Source organism: Delftia sp. ZNC0008 (genome assembly GCF_000799035.1).
In the GTDB taxonomy this organism is placed as follows: domain Bacteria; phylum Pseudomonadota; class Gammaproteobacteria; order Burkholderiales; family Burkholderiaceae_C; genus Comamonas; species Comamonas tsuruhatensis.
In genome coordinates this window covers 1-16,600 of sequence record NZ_JTKZ01000501.1, presented here as the reverse complement: position 1 = coordinate 16,600, position 16,600 = coordinate 1, and the positions used below count along the sequence as shown (strand labels likewise).

Annotated in this window: 14 protein-coding genes; 8 read left to right on the top strand and 6 right to left on the bottom strand. The window is 66.5% G+C overall.

The window, feature by feature from the left end; translation table 11 throughout:
* Together L995_RS16910 and ilvA are read right to left on the bottom strand one after the other, a co-directional pair.
* On the bottom strand, window positions 1-676 hold a 676-nt coding region (locus L995_RS16910), incomplete at its 3' end, for an adenosylcobinamide-GDP ribazoletransferase (RefSeq protein WP_047472723.1).
* 22 nt (window positions 677-698) lie between these two features.
* Window positions 699-2,252: a threonine ammonia-lyase, biosynthetic gene (gene ilvA / locus L995_RS16905; protein ID WP_017404585.1), complete on the bottom strand. Its 1,554-nt coding sequence runs from the start codon at window positions 2,250-2,252 to the stop codon at window positions 699-701.
* 366 nt (window positions 2,253-2,618) lie between these two features.
* On the opposite strand from ilvA, the gene L995_RS16900 reads away from it, so the two are divergent.
* Window positions 2,619-3,071 (top strand): OsmC family protein, encoded by a 453-nt coding sequence (locus L995_RS16900; RefSeq protein ID WP_016448724.1) that lies wholly within the window; start codon window positions 2,619-2,621, stop codon window positions 3,069-3,071.
* A 118-nt stretch (window positions 3,072-3,189) separates the two neighbouring features.
* Here the strand turns inward: L995_RS16900 and coq7 are convergent, their stop codons facing one another.
* On the bottom strand, window positions 3,190-3,807 hold the full coding sequence (gene coq7 / locus L995_RS16895; RefSeq protein WP_016448723.1) for a 2-polyprenyl-3-methyl-6-methoxy-1,4-benzoquinone monooxygenase: 618 nt from the start codon (window positions 3,805-3,807) through the stop codon (window positions 3,190-3,192).
* A 331-nt stretch (window positions 3,808-4,138) separates the two neighbouring features.
* Here coq7 and L995_RS16890 point away from each other — a divergent pair, with 331 nt between their 5' ends.
* From L995_RS16890 to L995_RS16880, 3 genes are all read left to right on the top strand, one after another.
* A complete protein-coding gene (locus L995_RS16890; protein ID WP_047326424.1) occupies window positions 4,139-5,194 on the top strand; it encodes a porin in 1,056 nt (351 codons plus the stop codon).
* A 182-nt stretch (window positions 5,195-5,376) separates the two neighbouring features.
* Window positions 5,377-6,525, top strand: coding sequence for a porin (locus tag L995_RS16885; RefSeq protein WP_016448721.1), 1,149 nt, complete (start codon window positions 5,377-5,379; stop codon window positions 6,523-6,525).
* Window positions 6,526-6,659: 134 nt separating this feature from the next.
* Window positions 6,660-7,886 carry a M20 aminoacylase family protein gene (locus tag L995_RS16880; protein WP_047472722.1) on the top strand — a complete coding sequence of 409 codons (1,227 nt, stop codon included), beginning with the start codon at window positions 6,660-6,662 and terminating at the stop codon, window positions 7,884-7,886.
* 15 nt (window positions 7,887-7,901) lie between these two features.
* Here L995_RS16880 and L995_RS16875 read toward each other — a convergent pair whose 3' ends face one another.
* Window positions 7,902-8,504: a TetR/AcrR family transcriptional regulator gene (locus tag L995_RS16875; RefSeq protein WP_047472721.1), complete on the bottom strand. Its 603-nt coding sequence runs from the start codon at window positions 8,502-8,504 to the stop codon at window positions 7,902-7,904.
* Window positions 8,505-8,709: 205 nt separating this feature from the next.
* On the opposite strand from L995_RS16875, the gene fabF reads away from it, so the two are divergent.
* Window positions 8,710-9,996, top strand: coding sequence for a beta-ketoacyl-ACP synthase II (fabF, locus tag L995_RS16870; RefSeq protein ID WP_047218864.1), 1,287 nt, complete (start codon window positions 8,710-8,712; stop codon window positions 9,994-9,996).
* A 27-nt stretch (window positions 9,997-10,023) separates the two neighbouring features.
* On the opposite strand, the gene L995_RS16865 is transcribed toward fabF, so the two are convergent.
* The gene (locus L995_RS16865) at window positions 10,024-10,869 is read right to left on the bottom strand and encodes a MurR/RpiR family transcriptional regulator (RefSeq protein ID WP_016448717.1); all 846 of its coding nucleotides are present in this window, start codon (window positions 10,867-10,869) and stop codon (window positions 10,024-10,026) included.
* 208 nt (window positions 10,870-11,077) lie between these two features.
* Here L995_RS16865 and tal point away from each other — a divergent pair, with 208 nt between their 5' ends.
* From tal to L995_RS16850, 3 genes are all read left to right on the top strand, one after another.
* Entirely contained in the window at window positions 11,078-12,031 is a 954-nt protein-coding gene (gene tal, locus L995_RS16860; RefSeq protein WP_047472720.1) for a transaldolase, read from the top strand.
* A gap of 4 nt (window positions 12,032-12,035) precedes the next feature.
* Entirely contained in the window at window positions 12,036-13,655 is a 1,620-nt protein-coding gene (gene pgi / locus L995_RS16855; RefSeq protein ID WP_047472719.1) for a glucose-6-phosphate isomerase, read from the top strand.
* Window positions 13,656-13,886: 231 nt separating this feature from the next.
* On the top strand, window positions 13,887-14,786 hold the full coding sequence (locus L995_RS16850; RefSeq protein ID WP_047472718.1) for a transporter substrate-binding domain-containing protein: 900 nt from the start codon (window positions 13,887-13,889) through the stop codon (window positions 14,784-14,786).
* Between the two features lie 18 nt (window positions 14,787-14,804).
* Here the strand turns inward: L995_RS16850 and pdxR are convergent, their stop codons facing one another.
* On the bottom strand, window positions 14,805-16,316 hold the full coding sequence (gene pdxR / locus L995_RS16845) for a MocR-like pyridoxine biosynthesis transcription factor PdxR (RefSeq protein WP_047472717.1): 1,512 nt from the start codon (window positions 16,314-16,316) through the stop codon (window positions 14,805-14,807).
* Window positions 16,317-16,600: the final 284 nt, after the last annotated feature.

Below are 16,600 nucleotides of genomic sequence, written 5' to 3'. Positions count from 1 at the left end.
TGTCTACCGGATGGCCGACGTCGAGCGGCGTGCGAAGAGAGATCAGGAAATCTCGCGGCGCCAGGGCGGGCAGGCACCAGAGGATTGCCGCGACCAGGCCCCTGGCAGCCAATGGCCGACCCGCGGCGTGCAAGGCCTTGGAGTGGGCGGCCTGGCCCACATAGGGAAGGCATTGCATGAGGGCCAGCGGCGCCATGCGCGACAGCACATGGATGCTGCACAGCAGCAAGGCCGCCCATTGCACGTGGATGTCGACCAGCAGCGCGACCAGGGATAGCTTGGCCAGCAGTGCCATCACCAGGGCCATGGCGCCGTAGGCTCCCAGGCGCGAATCCTTCATGATTTCCAGCGCGCGCTCGGGCGGGACAAAGCCGCCCAGGCCGTCGGCCACGTCGGCCAATCCATCCTCGTGCAAGCCCCCTGTCATCCATAGCGTGGCAATGGTGGACAGCACGGCAGCCACCAGAGGCATCCAGGGGCTGGGTGCCAGCAGCCAGCCTGCGGCCAGCAGCCACGCCGCGCCCCAGGCGCCGACCAGCCAGCCCACGCCCGGCAGATGGGCCACGCTGGCGTGCTGCATTGCCGGACTCCAGCCGGCCCAGGCCGCAAGCCGCCCGGTGACCGGAATGCGGCTGAAGAACTGCAGGGCCAGCAGGAAATGGCGTATGGGCTGCATGTCTGGACAGCCGAGGCGGGGCCTACTTCAGGAAGAGCTGGTAGGCAGGGTTGCCGGTTTCCTCGACCCAGGGGTAGCCAAGATTGCTCAGGAAGGCGTCGAATTTCTTGCCATCCTTGGCGGGCACCTGCATGCCGACCAGGATGCGGCCGTAGTCCGCACCCTGGTTGCGGTAGTGGAACAGCGAGATGTTCCAGGTCGGCGCCATCAGGCTGAGGAACTTGAACAGTGCGCCGGGGCGCTCGGGGAAGACGAAGCGCAGCAGGCGCTCTTCCTGCGCCAGCGGCGAATGGCCGCCGACCATGTGGCGCAGATGCTCCTTGGCCATGTCGTCGAAGGTCAGGTCCAGCGCCTCGAAGCCCTGCTTCTCGAAGTTCCTGGCGATCTTCTCGGACTCGCCGCGCGCTGCCGTGGTCAGGCCCACGAAGACATGGGCCTTGTTCTCGTGGCTGATGCGGTAGTTGAACTCGGTCACGTTGCGCGGGCCGCCAGGCAGCTTGCCCACGACTTCGCAAAAGCGCTTGAAGCTGCCGCGTTCCTCGGGGATGGTCACGGCAAAAAGCGCCTCGCGCTCCTCGCCCACCTCGGCACGCTCGGCCACGAAGCGCAGCCGGTCGAAGTTCATGTTGGCGCCGCACAGGATGGCGGCATAGGTCTCGCCCCTGGTCTTGTTCTTCGCGACGTACTGCTTGATCGCCGCCACGGCCAGGGCGCCGGAGGGCTCGACGATGGAGCGCGTGTCCACGAAGATGTCCTTGATCGCGGCGCAGACGGCATCGGTATCGACCACCACGTAGTCGTCCACCAGGCCCTGGGCGATGCGGAAGGTCTCCTCGCCCACCAGCTTGACGGCCGTGCCGTCGGCGAACAGGCCCACGTCGGCCAGCTCCACGCGGTGGCCAGCGCGCACGGACTGCAGCATGGCGTCCGAATCCTTGGTGTGCACGCCGATCACCTTCACGTCGGGGCGCACGGCCTTGATGTAGTTGGCCACGCCCGAGATCAGGCCGCCGCCGCCGATGGCGACAAATACGGCATCCAGGCGCGGGCTGCCCAGCTTTTGCAGCTGGCTCAGCATTTCCATGGCAATCGTGCCCTGGCCGGCGATCACATAGGGATCGTCGAAGGGGTGCACAAAGGTCAGGCCCTTTTCCTTTTGCAGCCTGACGGCGTGCTTGTAGGCGTCGGAATAGCTTTCCCCGGCCAGTTCCACCTCGCCGCCCAGCGCCTGCACCGCATCGATCTTGACCTGCGGCGTGGTGGTGGGCATCACGATCACGGCGCGGCAACCGAGCTTGCGTGCGCCCAGCGCCACGCCTTGCGCATGGTTGCCGGCCGAGGCGCAGATCACGCCCTTTTCCAGCTGCTCGGCGGACAGGTGTGCCATCTTGTTGTAGGCGCCTCGCAGCTTGAAACTGAACACCGGCTGCTGGTCCTCGCGCTTGAGCAGCACCTTGTTGTGCAGGCGGCGGCTCAGCGCCTTGGCGGGCTCCAGGTCCGACTCCACGGCCACGTCGTATACGCGCGCGGTAAGGATCTTGGTCAGGTAGTCGGCAGGGGTCAGGGGGTGGTTCATCGTCGGCGAAAGGCTGGAGAGCAGCAGGCCGGGAGGCGGCCCGTCGGTGTCAGGCGGCCATCATAGGCGCTTGTGACTCATGCTGCAGTGCAGCGTCCAGGCTGGGCCAGGGACGACAAAGGCAAAAAAAAGCCCCAGGCTGTAAAGCCGGGGGCTGAATCCACCAATAGAGGAGGTGGAGGAGACAACTGGTGCGATGCAGAGTGAAGTTGGTTCACAATCTGCAGTCCATCTGGAGGGCTGTCCGGGTTAACCCTTCAGATAACGCTTGGGTGCATTGTATGCACGGCAGGTGCTGCGTTGCAACAAAATCAGGGTTTTTGTGTAGTTGATGCAAAATAGCAACAGTTTTTTGAGGACACAACAATGGAATGCACAGTGAGTTGGACAGGCGGCACGACCGGCATGCGCTCGGGCATGGGCTTCGTGGCGGAAACGGGCAGCGGCCATGTGGTCAATATGGACGGGGCGCCGGATGCGGCCAATCCTGCCAATGGAGGCCAGAACCAGGCACCCCGCCCCATGGAAATGCTGCTGGCAGGCGCAGGCGGCTGCACGGCCTACGACGTGGTGCTGATCCTCAAGCGCGGCAGGCACGCGGTCAAAGGCTGCAGCGTCAAGCTCACTTCGGAGCGCGCGGACACCGACCCCAAGGTGTTCACCAAGATCCACATGCAGTTCACCGTCAGCGGCACCGGCCTGCCAGCGGGCGCGGTGGAGCGGGCCATTGCCATGAGCCACGACAAATACTGCTCGGCCACCATCATGCTGGGCAAGACGGCCGAGATCACCACGGGGTTCGACATCGTCGAGGCCTGATGTGTCTGGGGGCTTGGGTCCGTGCCTCGGCAGGGACTCGGCAAGAATGAAGAAAGCGGGCCGGGCCCGCTTCTTTTTTGGCTGGATGCAGCTCCCGTCGTTTCAGAAGCTTCGGATCTCAGATGCGGTGAGCGGTCGTCGTCATGACCTTGGCGGCCAGGCGCATCAAGGCGCGGGCGGGCGGCGGCAGCTCCAGTGCGCCGGCTTCACGCGCAGCGGCGGCATGGCGCTCCTCATCGTCCTTCATGCGGGCCACCACGGCCAGCGAAGGGCGGTCCTCCTCGGGCAGACGGCCCAGATGGGATTCCAGGTGGGCGGAAACCTGCTCCTCGGTCTCCACCACGAAGCCCAGGCTGGCGGCGTCACTGATCTTGGCGGCCACCACGCCGATGGCGAATGCCCCGGCGAACCACAGCGGGTTCAGCAGGCTGGGTCGGTCGCCCAGGGCGTTGAGGCGGTCGCGGGTCCATGCCAGATGGTCGGTTTCCTCGCGGGCTGCCTCCAGCAGATGCTCGCGCAGCACCATGTCGCGCGTCACCATGGCCTGGGCGTTGTACAGCGCCTGGGCGCAGACCTCTCCGACATGATTGACGCGCATCAAGGCGCCCGACAGGCGGCGCTGTGCCTCGGTCAGCTCACCTTCCGCGATGCCGGTGGCGGGCGAGCGCTCGGCCGCGGAAGGCTGTGCAAACAGGGTGCGAAGCGCCGCATCGGCGGCAGTCAGTATCTTGTCCATGGGCGGTCCCTAGAGCGGAAAATCTTGGCAAATTCAGGGTCTGAACGGTACACCAGGACGACATGCCCTCTCTTTGTGCAAGCGCAACAAGGCCGGCGCGATGTTCGGGTTGGGCCTGATTGTGTTGGTCTGCAGGTTTGTTGCGGCAGTGCAACGAAAAACGGGGGTTCAAGCCCGTTTGTGGGTGAATTTCTTTGCATGGGCAGCGGCGGTCTGGTGCAATAGGCCCTAACTTCCCCACCAGGAGGTTGGCGCGGGAAACCGGTGGAGCCTCAGGCCAAGCCTCTCTTCCTCACGACCGGCGCCCTTCTAAACCTTGGAGTAACTCGTAATGAAAAAATCTCTGATTGCCCTGGCAGTGCTGGCTGCTTCCGGCGCCGCAATGGCTCAATCCTCCGTGACCCTGTTCGGTATCGTGGACACCAACGTTGCCTACGTGAACAAGGACGCAGCTGGCGACAGCCGTTATGGTCTGGGCACCAGCGGCGCTTCCACGAGCCGTCTGGGCCTGCGCGGCACGGAAGACCTGGGTGGTGGTCTGAAGGCTGGCTTCTGGCTGGAAGGCGAAATCTTCGGTGACGATGGCAACGCCAGCGGCTTCAACTTCAAGCGTCGTTCCACCGTGAGCCTGTCGGGCAACTTCGGTGAAGTGCGCCTGGGCCGTGACCAAGTTCCGACCTTCCAAAAGCTGACCTCCTACGACCTGTTCAGCGCCACCGGTATCGGCCAGTTCATGGGCTTCCGTAACTGGGCTGCTGGCCAAGGCGCCGACGACAACGGCATCCGCGCTAACAACCTGATCTCGTACTACACCCCCAACTTCGGCGGTTTCAACGCCGGCTTTGGCTACGCTTTCGACGAAAAGCAAACCATCGGTACTGCTGACAGCGTCGGCCGTTACATCGGCGGTTACGTTGCATACGACAACGGCCCCCTGAGCGCCAGCCTGGGCGTTGCCCAGCAAAAGACTGCCGTTGGCGGCCTGGCTACCGACCGTGACGAAATCACCCTGGGTGCTTCGTACAACTTCGGCGTTGCCAAGCTGAGCGGCCTGCTGCAACAGACCAAGTTCAAGCGCGACATCGGCGGCGACATCAAGACCAACTCCTACATGCTGGGCGCTTCGGCTCCCGTGGGCGGCGTGGGCGAAGTCAAGCTGCAGTACGCTCTGTACGACCAGAAGGCCATCGACTCCAAGGCTCACCAGATCACTCTGGGCTACGTGCACAACCTGTCCAAGCGCACCGCTCTGTACGGCAACCTGGCATTCCTGAAGAACAAGGATGCTTCGACCCTGGGCCTGCAAGCCAAGGGCGTGTACGCTGGTGGCGTGCAAGCTGGCGAAAGCCAGACTGGCGTGCAAGTCGGTATCCGCCACGCTTTCTAATGAACGGCTGGCGTAAGCCAGTTGCCATTTGAAGCAAAAAAGAGCCAGTCTTCGGACTGGCTCTTTTGTTTTGTGCTAGGGAAAGACCTGTGTTGTGCTTGTGCCAACGGTGACGAGGCGGGAAAAGCGTTTCTAGAATGAAATTTCCACCAACCAATCGTTAACAAGAGAGAGACAACACAATGAATTCTTCATTCGTGAAAAAGAGCGTGGCACTGGCGGTGTTGGCAGCAACGGCACCCTTGGCAGCATTCGCCCAGCAAAGCAGCGTACAGCTGTACGGCATCGTCGATGCCGGCGTGCGCCACACCACCAATGAAGGCCCGACCAAGAGCGGCAAGACCCAGATGATCGGCGGCGGCATGTCGCAAAGCCGCTGGGGCATCAACATCACCGAGGACCTGGGCGGCGGTCTGGCAGCCATTGCCAACCTGGAAGCCCGTTTCCTCACCGACACCGGCGAGCAGGCTGCGGCAAGCTACTTCCAGCAATCCTGGGTGGGCCTGCGCAGCAAGAGCTTCGGCCAGATCACCCTGGGTCGCCAGTACAACATGCTGTTCGATCTGGTGACGTCCACCTATGCCTCCTTCCCGTATTCGCCGTACATGGAGGCCTACAAGCCTGAAATCGGCATGTCCATGGGCGCGCGCGCCAGCAACATGGTCAAGTACCTGGCCGAGTTCGGCCCCGTGCGCGGCGCATTGCAGTATTCGTTCGACGAGAACAACACCTTCGACAAGGTCGGCACTGGCGTGGTGCCCGGTGGCGCCATCAAGACGGCCGGCGGCTATCTGCGCTACTCGCAAAGCGGCATTTCCGCAGGCGCCGGCTACCTGGGCACGACGCTGCCGGCCGGCACCAAGGTCGATGCCTATACCCTGGGCGGCTCCTACCGCGTGGGTCCCTGGTACGTCAACCTGGGCTACGGCCTGAACAAGCGCAAGGACGCATTCCCGGCGGCAACCGCAGGCGGTGGATTCGACCAGGCCATCCTCAACTCCTTCTGGACGGGTTCGTCCAACGGCGGCTTCGTGGCCGGCGACGCCAACAAGCGCCAGATGTACAAGATGGGCTTCGGCTACCAGATCACGCCCCAGATCAATGTGGGCGCGCATTACTACCATGCCAAGCAGTCGGGCTCGGGCACGGGCAATTTCAATGGCAAGGCAGACTTCCTGGTGGCGGTGCTCGACTACGCCTTCTCCAAGCGTACGGATGCCTATGTGGCCCTGGACCACACCAAGACCAGTGGCGGCTCGGGCGTGATGCTCGACGCCAATGGCGCCACCAAGCGCACGGGCTTCACCGTCGGCCTGCGCCATCGCTTCTGAGCGCGCGGCGTTTGCGCAACGGATGGCCTCCTTTGGGAGGCCTTTTTGTTTCCTGTCGATGGGCTGACGGTGGGCGGGCGCGATTTCCTGCGTTAAGGTAATGCGCAGGCCAATGAAGCGAAAGAACCAAGGCGATGGAAGCCACTCGATACAAGGCAGGCGGTCGGGTCTTTGCCCAGATCGCTCAGTACCACCCCGAGCTGACGGCGCTGCGCCGCGAGCTGCATGCGCATCCTGAGCTGGGGTTCGAGGAGCGCTTCACGGCTGCGCGCGTCAAGGAGGCCTTGCGGCAATGCGGCGTGGACGAGATCCACGAAGGCCTGGGCACCACGGGCCTGGTGGCCGTGATCCGTGGCCAGGGGCATAGCTCGGGAGCGATGGTGGGCCTGCGTGCCGACATGGATGCACTGCCCATGGTCGAGCACAACGAATTTCCCTGGAAATCGGGCAAGCAGGGGTTGATGCACGGCTGCGGGCATGACGGCCATACGGCCATGCTGGTGGGCGCCGCCCGCTACCTGGCTGCGACACGGCGTTTCGACGGCTCGGCCGTGCTGGTCTTTCAGCCTGCCGAGGAAGGACGGGGCGGCGCGCGGGCCATGATCAATGACGGGCTTTTCGACCGCTTTCCCATGCAGTCCGTGTACGCCATGCACAACTGGCCCGCCATGCGCGCCGGCACCGTCGGTATCAACATGGGCGCGATGATGGCGGCGGCCGACCGCATCACCATCGAGATCACGGGGCGCGGCGGCCACGGCGCCCATCCCTACCAGACGGTGGACGTGGTGCTGGCGGCCGCGCACATCACCACGGCGGTGCAGAGCATCGTCTCGCGCAATGTGCGCGCCATCGACAGTGCCGTCATCAGCCTGTGTGCCGTGCAGGCCGGGGACCTGGGCGCCTTCAGCGTGATGCCGGGCACGGCAACGCTGGTGGGAACCGTGCGGACCTTCGATCCCGCCGTGCAGGACCGTGTCGAGCAGCGCCTGCAGGAGTTGTGCAGCGCGGTGGCGCTGGGGCTGGGTGCGACGGCCAAGGTCAACTACGAGCGCATCTATCCCGCCACCATCAATTCCCCCACGGAGGCCGCCTTTGCGGCCGACGTGGCCCAGGCGCTGGTGGGCGTGGAGAACCTGGACCGGCAGCTGGAGCCCAGCATGGGCGCGGAGGATTTTTCCTTCATGCTGCAGCACAAACCCGGCGCCTACCTGCGCCTGGGGCAATCCACGGGCGCCCAGCCCGGGGTGCCGCTGCACAGCAGCCGGTATGACTTCAACGACGAGGTGCTGCCGCTGGGCGCTGCCCTGCACGCCAGCCTGATCGAGCAGGCCATGCCGCTGCCTTCGCAGGACGTATAGCGCAGGCGGAGCCGGTCAGCGGGGCGGTCCCTCGGTCGCAAGAAGGTGGGCCTTTACCGTTTCCAGGATCTCGTCGGACAAGGCTGGATTGGCGGCGACCGTGGCACGTGCCAGGACCAGGGCGCCCACCATGCTGCTGAGCATGGCCATGGCCTGGGCGCGCTGTGCGGCATCGGGTGCCTGATCGTCGCCAAGTGTGCCGATCACGCGCGCAAACCTGCCGATGTTGCGTTCCACCCCTTCGGCGAACACCGCTGAAAGATCACCACCTGCCCGAGCCACGTCCACGGCCAGCGCCGCAGCGGGGCAGCCCTCGCCGGTGCTGTCGCGGTGCTGCGGCGACAGATAGGACTGCACGCGCGCGGCAAGGCTGCCGGCCTGTACACCCTGCAGGCCGTCCAGCGGCGCGATGGACCAGTCGAAGGCGCGTGCGCAGGCCTCGCGCACCAGCGCATCCTTGGATTCGAAGTGGCGATAGAGCCCGCCGTGCGTGAGCCCCGCGCCGCGCGTCACCTCGGCCACGCCGACGCCGTCCAGCCCGTGCTCGCGGTACAGCCGTGCGGCGGCTTCGAGGATGTCCTGCCGGTTCTGCGCGGCCTGGGCTTTCGTGACTTTCATGTGCACTGTCCAATGATTATGGTTGTCATCAAAATGCGTTTATGATGACGGCCATCATCATAAGTCCGTGCCTGCAGGCAATGCTCACCATCTGCGGCAGGGGCTGTGCACTCTACAGGGAAGAACCGATGAACGCCTCTTCAATCCCGAGCAGCCTGTGCCCCGTGCGCGCTGCAGTCTCTGCATGGTCCATCAGGGAGCGTTCATGAGCACGGGTCCTCTCGCACGCCGCGTGGTCATCACGGGCATGGGCATGGTCTCGCCGCTGGGTCGGGGCACTGAATTGGCCTGGCGGCGGCTGCTGTCCGGCGCATCGGGCCTGAGCCGGCTGCCCGAGGATCTGGCGCCCGATGTGCCGGGCCAGGTGGCAGGCCAGGTGCCCGACCTGGCCCGGGACCCGGAAGGCGGCTGGGACATCGATGCCGTGGTCTCGCCCAAGGACCAGCGCAAGATGGACCGCTTCATTCCGCTGGCACTGGACGCTTCGGACCAGGCCCTGGCCCAGGCCGGCTGGCAGCCGGCCAGCGAGCAGGAGCGCACGCGCACGGCCTGCATCATTGGCTCGGGCATCGGCGGCTTTGGCGCCATTGCCCAGGCCGTGCGCACCACGGACAGCCGGGGGGTGTCGCGCCTGTCGCCCTTCACCGTACCGTCTTTCCTGGTCAATCTCGCGGCCGGGCATGTGTCGATACGCCATGGGCTCAAGGGACCGCTGGGAGCCCCCGTCACCGCCTGCGCAGCCAGCGTGCAGGCCCTGGGCGACGGCCTGCGCATGATCCGTTCGGGCGAGGCCGATGTGGCGCTGTGCGGCGGCGCCGAGGCGGCCATCGACCGCGTGAGCCTGGGCGCGTTCGCGGCGGCCAAGGCCCTTTCCACGGGATACAACGACCGGCCCGAAGAGGCCTCACGCCCCTTCGACGCGGGCCGCGACGGCTTTGTCATGGGCGAGGGCGCGGGCGCCCTGGTGCTGGAGGGACTGGACCACGCCCTGGCGCGTGGCGCCGTGCCGCTGGCCGAAGTGGTGGGCTACGGCACCAGTGCCGATGCCTATCACATCACCTCGGGCCCGGAAGATGGCGACGGCGCGCGCCGCAGCATGGCACAGGCGCTGGCCATGGCCGGGCTGTCGCCGGATCAGTTGCAGTACCTCAATGCCCACGCCACCTCCACGCCCGTGGGCGACCGGGGCGAGCTGGCGGCCATGCGCTCCCTGTTTGGCGAGGGCAGCGGCGTGGCGATCAGCTCCACCAAGTCGGCCACGGGCCATCTGCTGGGCGCGGCGGGCGCGGTGGCGGCCATCTTCACGGTGCTGGCGCTACGCGACCAGATGGCGCCGGCCACGCGCAATCTCGTGGAGCCCGATCCCCTGGCCCAGGGGCTGGACCTGATCGCCGGCGCGGCCAGGCCCTGGGCCATGGAGCATGCCCTGGTCAACGGTTTCGGCTTTGGTGGCGTCAACGCCTCGCTGGTGCTCAGGCGCTGGCAGGGCTGAACGAGGCGGGTGGGCCTGGGGTTGGTGCTACGTGTAGCGCTTGGCCCGCAGGTTGTTCTTCATCTGCTCCAGCGCAGGCTGCAGGGCCGGGCCGATGCGCAGCGCCACACAGGTGGCCAGCACGTCGATGACCAGCAGGTGCAGCAGGCGCGACACCATGGGGCTGTAGCGGTCGTAGCCCTCGGGATGGTCGGCGGCCAGATGGATGTGGCAGGCCGAGGCCAGGGGCGAGCCGCTGGCGGTGATGGCAATCGTGGTGGCGCCGTTCTTGCGCGCGATGTCGGCGGCGTCCATCAGGTCGCGCGTGCGGCCCGAGTTGGAGATGATCACCGCGCAGTCGCCGGGTCCCAGCAGGGTGGCGCTCATCACCTGCATGTGGCCGTCGCTGGTGGCCAGGCTGGTCACGCCCAGGCGAAAGAACTTGTGCTGCGCGTCCTGCGCCACGATGCCCGAGTTGCCTGCCCCGTAGAACTCGATGCGCCGGCCTGTCTGCCAGGTCGAGGCGATGGCCTGCGCCGCCTGCTCTATGGCCGTGGTGCTGGCGGCATTGCGGTATTGCAGGAAGGCGGCCACGGCGTTGTCCACCACCTTGACCATCACGTCGCTGGTCTTGTCGTCGGTGTCCACGCTGCGGTGGATGAAGGGCACACCCTCGCTGACGCTGCCGGCCAGCTTGAGCTTGAAGTCGGCCAGGCCGTCGTAGCCCATGCTGCGGCAAAAACGCACCACCGTCGGCTTGCTGACATGGGCTCGCTCGGCCAGTTCGCGCACCGGCTGCCGTGCGAAGGCCCGTGGATCGGCCAGCACCAGGCGGGCCACGCGTTGTTCGGCGGGAGCAAGCGAGGGCAGCGAGGCGGTGATGCGGTCCAGCATTAGGCGGTGGGCGGTGTTCTGTGGGTGAAGGGGGCGGTTGCCGCAAGGCAGGTCCAGCGCGCATTTTGCATGAGCTGCAGCCTCTGCTTACTTTCGCGACGCCGATGCAAACCATGCAGGCGCATACACTCTGAGGATTTGCCGGTACAAGCGCACCGCTGTGGTGCGACGCCGCCTTTCCCCCAGGCTCCCGCCCAAAGGATGACCGATGAACCAGCTTGATGCGCTTCGACAGTACACGACCGTGGTGGCCGATACCGGCGACTTCCACCAACTGGCCCAGTTCCAGCCGCGGGACGCGACCACCAATCCCTCGCTCATCCTCAAGGCGGTGCAAAAGCCCGAGTACGCGCCGCTGATGCGCGCCACCGTGGCCCAGTACAAGGGCCGCCGCCTCGACGAGGTCATGGACCGCATGCTGGTGCGCTTCGGCTGCGAGATCCTGAACACCATTCCGGGCCGCGTCTCCACCGAAGTCGATGCGCGCCTGTCGTTCGATACCTCGGCCACCGTGGCGCGTGCCGAGCGCCTGATCGAGCTGTACCAGGCCGAAGGCGTGCACATCGACCGCGTGCTCATCAAGATCGCCTCCACCTGGGAAGGCATCGAGGCCGCACGCCAGCTGGAGCTGCGCGGCATCCACACCAACCTCACCCTGCTGTTCTCGTTCTCCCAGGCCGTGGCCTGCGGACAGGCCAAGGTGCAGCTGATCTCGCCCTTCGTGGGCCGCATCTACGACTGGTACAAGAAGCAGGCCGGCGCCCAGTGGGACGAGGCCGCCATGGCCGGCGCCAACGATCCCGGCGTGCGCTCCGTGCGCGCCATCTACGAGCACTACAAGCACTTCGGCATCGCCACCGAGGTCATGGGCGCGAGCTTTCGCAACACGGGCCAGATCGTGGCGCTGGCGGGCTGCGACCTGCTGACCATCGCCCCCGAACTGCTGGCCCAGCTGGGCGCCAGCGATGCGCCCCTGGCGCGCGCCCTGGACCCCGAGGCCGCGCGGACCCTGGCCCTCGATCCCGTGCACTACGACGAGGCCGGTTTCCGCCTGGCCCTCAACGAGGACGCCATGGCCACCGAGAAGCTGGCCGAAGGCATACGCGCCTTCGCTGCCGACACCCGCAAGCTCGAAGCATTGATGCAGCAGGCCGCAGACTGATTGGATGAAGATCTTGCCCGTTTTGTGCAACACCTTGCCGGCCTGGTCGGCACTTGAACGCCATTTCAACGAAGACATCCGGTCCCTGGATCTGCGCCAGGCCTTTGCCGCGGACGCGGGCCGGCTGGACGCGCTGAGCCAGCAGGCCCCGCATGTCTTCGCCGACCTGTCCAAGAACCTCTGGACCGAAGCCACCGAGACGCTGCTGCGCGAGCTGGCGCAGCAGGCCGGCGTGCTGGCCCAGCGCAACGCCATGCTGGCCGGCGAGCCCGTCAACTGCACCGAGGGCCGCGCCGTCATGCACTGGCTGCTGCGCATGCCGCGCGACGGCGGCCAGCTGCGTCACTGCGCCACCGTGCAGCAGTGGCAGCCGGCCATGCACGAGGCGCTGGCCCAGGTGCACGAGACGCTGGACGCCATGCTGGCCCTGGCCGAGCAGGTGCGTGGCGACGGGGGCATCACCGACATCGTGAACATCGGCATCGGCGGCTCGCACCTGGGCCCCGAAGTGGTGGTCAATGCGCTGGAGGACTGGGTCGATGCGGGCAAGAATTTCCATTTCGTCTCCAACGTCGATGGCCATGAGCTCGGCCATGTGCTGCGCCGCGTGCGCCCGCACAGCACGCTGTTCCTGATCGCCTCCAAATCCTTCACCACGGCCGAGACCATGCTCAACGCGCACTCGGCGCGCCGGTGGTTCCTGGAGCAGGGCGGCAGCGAGGATGCGCAGGCCGCGTGCTCCATCGACCGGCACTTCGTGGCGCTCACCACCAATGTGCAGGCCGCAGCCGACTTCGGCATCCGCCGCACGCTGGGATTCTGGGACTGGGTGGGCGGGCGTTTTTCGCTGTGGTCGGCCATCGGCCTGCCGGTGGCCATCGCCATCGGGGCGGCGCAGTTCCGTGCGCTGCTGGACGGCGCCCATGCCATGGACGCGCATTTCTTTTCCTCCGGCGTGGAGGGCAACCTGCCGCTGCGCCTGGGCCTGCTGGACGTCTGGTATCGCGATTTCTGCGGCTTCTCCAGCCGCTGCATTGCCCCCTACAGCCATGGCCTGCGGCGGCTGACCGCCTATCTGCAGCAGCTGGAGATGGAGAGCAATGGCAAGGGCGTGACGCGCGACGGGCAGACACTGCCCGTGCGCACGGCGCCCGTGATCTGGGGCGAGCCCGGCACCAATGGCCAGCATGCCTTCTTCCAGATGCTGCACCAGGGCCAGGACGTGATTCCCGTGGAATTCATCGCACTGCGCGACGGCGGCAAATACCTGGGCGCCCACCACCAGAGCCTGGTCGTCAACGCCATTGCCCAGGCCCAGGCCCTGATGGAGGGGCGCCACGGCGAGGGTGCGGAGCGCCATTGCGCGGGCAACCGGCCCAGCAGCTTCCTGCTGCTGCAGCAGCTCGATCCGGCATCGCTGGGTGCCCTGATCGCACTGTACGAGCACCGTGTCTTCTCGGCCGGTGCGGTGTGGGGCATCAACAGCTTCGACCAATGGGGCGTGGAGCTGGGCAAGCACCTGGCGCGCCAGCTGCATGCGCGCCAGGACTGCGGCGACTGGCAGGGCGTCGATGCCTCGACGCAGGGCCTCATGCACCGGCTTGCGGCAGGGTCGGCCGGCTGACCGGGCGCTGCGGGCCTGTGGCCCCCGCAGCGCACCAGCAGGGTGCCGGGTCATGTGGGTGGAGCATGACCTTCTTCCATTTCATCGTTATGCACAGGCGCCTGATTGCTCGATAGTTGATGCAATCGCCTTGACGGCGGCCCTGCTTGCATGCAGCCAGTGACGGCGGCTCGGCAGGGTGGAGGCGCAGCGCGCCTTCGGACCTGCAACAACTATCCAAGGAGACCCTCGATGCGATTCGTACTGGCCCATGTGGCGATGGCATGTGTGGTGGCGACAACTGGCGCTGCCCATGCACAGGAAGCGGCCGGCACGCTGGACAAAATCCAGAGCACAGGCAAGGTGGTGATGGGCGTGCGCGAAAGCTCGGCGCCCATGGCCTATGCCTTCGGGACCACGCAGAAGTACGTGGGCTACCACGTCGAGCTGTGCGAGAAGGTGCTGGCCCAGATCGTGCCCAAGGCCAAGATCGAGTACATGGCCCTGACCTCGCAGAACACCATGCCCCTGGTGCAGAACGGCACCGTGGACATCGGCTGCGGCCCGACCACCAACAACCTCGCGCGCCAAAAGCAGGTGGCCTTTGCCGTGACCACCTACGTGAGCCAGGTGCGCATGGCCGTGCGTGCCGACTCGGGCATCACCTCCTTCAAGCAGCTCGACGGCAAGCCCGTGGCGGCCTCGGCCGGCACGACTGCCGTGCAGCTGCTGCGCAAGTACGGGCGCGACAATGGCGTGAACCTGCCCACCTCGCTGGGCAAGGACCATTTCGAGAGCTTTCTGATGCTCGAATCGGGCCGTGCCGATGCCTTCGTGCTGGACGACAACCTGCTGGCCGGCGTCATCGCCAACTCCAAGAACCCTGCAGGCTTCAAGATCGTGGGCGAGGTGCTGGGCTCCGAACCCATCGCCATCCTGTTTCGCCGCGACGATCCCGCCTTCAAGAAGGCCGTGGACGACGTGCTGGTGGGCATGATGGCCTCGGGCGAAGTGGCGAAGATCTACGACAAGTGGTTCGTGCAGCCCATTCCGCCCAAGAATGCCCCGTTGAACCTGCCCATGAGCGACATGCTCAAGCAGCTGCTGCAAAAGCCCAACGACAAGCCGCTGGAGTCCTACGCGCAGCAGTGACCACGGGCCCGGACCCGGTCATCGCGACCGGGCCAGTTCGGCCACCGCCTGTGCCAGTGCCGCAATGCCTGCATCGATCTGATCGGTGGCAATGGAGGACAGGCGCAGCCGGAAAAAGGGGCAGGGCTGGCGCGGCGTCGCAAAGAACGCGCTGCCTGCCTCGATCAGCACGCCGTGGCGGCGCGCCACGGCGGCCAGCGCATCGGTGTCCAGCCAGGCCGGCGCCTGCACCCACAGCGATGCGCCTCCCTGGGGCTGGCGGAAGATGAAATCCGGCAGGTGTGCGCGCAGCGAGCGGTCCACCTGCGCCACGCGCTCCAGCATGGCCTGGTTCACGCGGCGCGCATGGGCCTCATGGTGGCCCAGCGACAGGAACAGCGCATAGGCGTGCTGCAGAAAGGCGCTGGGGTGGCGCACCATGGCATGGCGCAGCACGCGCAACTCGTCGATCAGCGCGCGCGGCGCAACGATGTAGCCCAGCCGCAGCGCGGGCGACAGGCTCTTGGACAGCGACCCCACATAGATCACACGCCCGCCCTTGTCCAGGCTCTTGAGCGCGGGCATGGGCGTGCCCTGGTAGAGGTTCTCGGCCTCGTAGTCGTCCTCGATGATCACGAAATCGCCCTGCTCGGCGCGGCGCAGCAGCTGCTCGCGCCGCTGCAGGCTCAGCGTCACGGTGGTGGGGCTCTGGTGCGAGGGCGTGACGAACAGATAGTCCAGCGGCGGCAGGCCATCGACCACCACGCCTTCCTCGTCCACGGCCACGGGCACCCAGTGGGGGCGGCGCAGCGAAAAGGTGTTGCGCGCATGCGGGTGGCCCGGCTCCTCGAAGCCCAGCCGCTGCGAGGGGTCCAGCAGCGCGTCGGCCAGCAGGTAGAAGGCCTGCTGCGCGCCCACGGTGACCAGGATCTCATCCTTGAGCGCGAACACGCCGCGCCGGGGCAGCAGGCGCAGGCGGATCTGCTCGATCAGGTCGGGCACATCGTCGGTCTCGAAGTCCGGCGTCCACTGCGGCAGCTGGGCGCGCGCCAGGCTGCGCGTGCAGCATTCCCGGAAGCCTTCGGTGGGAAACAGCGCGGGATCGTGCATGCCGTAGACGAAGGGGTAGGGGTACTCGCGCCACTGCAGCGGCTTGGACAGCGTGTGCCTGTCCGTCAGCGAGCGCAGCACGCGTGCAGACCAGTCCGGTGCGGGCTCCCCGGGACTTGCCGCAGGCAGGGCCACGGCGCCGTCCACACCAGCCAGGCGCGAATCCCGGGCCACGAACACGCCGCTGCGCGGGCGGGCTTCCAGAAAGCCTTCATCCACGAGCTGCTCGTAGACCGTGGTCACGGTATTGCGCGACACCTCCAGCAGGCGCGACAGCTCGCGCGAGGGTGGCATGGCCGCGCCGGGCGGCAGGCGGCCTTCGAGGATGGGCTGGACCAGGGCCAGGCGCAGGCGGTCCTTCAGGGGAAGGCCGGGCTGCTCGGGCAGCGCGAACAGGCGGGCCCACTGGTGGCGTGGGTCTGTGACGGAAGGGGTGCTCATGGCGCAACGGAGGCAATCGGGGGGCGTTCTTGGCGCGGCCGGGCAGAGGGCGCGCGGTCGGCGCCATGTTGCGGTGCGGGTGCGGGCAAGTAAAGGTTTGGGCCGGCCGACGCGGGTAAACACCGGGCCTCTGGCTCCTACGTTTGGACGGCTGTGGCCCCCGCGGCCCGCGCCCTTGTTGCGTATTCTGGATTGAAGGCAGCGAGCCGCGCGGCCTGGCGATCCAACGAGGGAGACAGTCCATGCACACCATCACTTTCCGACGCCGCGCCCTGGCGACGCGG